General features: G+C 62.2%; 1 protein-coding gene. It reads right to left on the bottom strand.

From position 1 onward, the window contains the following. The coding region (locus BK660_RS30040; protein ID WP_259698548.1) for a condensation domain-containing protein at window positions 1-658 on the bottom strand (658 nt) is incomplete at both ends.

The raw sequence follows: 658 nt of genomic DNA on the forward strand, positions 1-658 counted from the left end.
GCTGTCCCAACGCAAGCCCTCGACTTTCAAACCGCCCACCGGCGCTGCAGTCGACAAGCCTTGGGTCTGGTGATTGAACATCACCTGGAACAGCGGACTGTGACTGAGGTTGCGCTCGGGTTGCAGCGCTTCGACCAATTGCTCGAATGGCAGATCCTGATGCGCCTGCGCGCCCAGCGCAGTCTGCTTGACCTGTTGCAGCAACGCGCTGAACGGGTCCTGACTGTCGACCTCGCTCTTGAGCACTTGGGTGTTGACGAAAAAGCCGATCAGGCGCTCGGTTTCCACGCGGTTGCGGTTGGCCGTCGGCACGCCGACGCGGATGTCGTTCTGACCGCTGTAGCGATGCAGCAAGGCCTGGAACGAGGCCAGCAGGATCATGAACAGACTGACCCCTTCGCGCTGCGCCATCTGCTTGAGGCCACTGGCCAACGCGGCGTCGATGTCCAGTTCCAGACGGGCACCGCGATAGCTCATGACCGCCGGGCGGGCAAAATCGGTTGGCAATTCGAGTACCGGTTGCTGACCGCCCAGATGCGCCGTCCAGTATTCCAACTGACGCTCACGCTCGCCCGCTTCCATCCAGTGGCGCTGCCAGATCGCATAGTCGGCGTACTGGATCGGCAATTCGGGCAACAGCGGCGCCTGGCCTTGAATG

This window comes from Pseudomonas brassicacearum (assembly GCF_003732265.1).
GTDB classification, from domain to species: Bacteria; Pseudomonadota; Gammaproteobacteria; order Pseudomonadales; family Pseudomonadaceae; genus Aquipseudomonas; species Aquipseudomonas brassicacearum_D.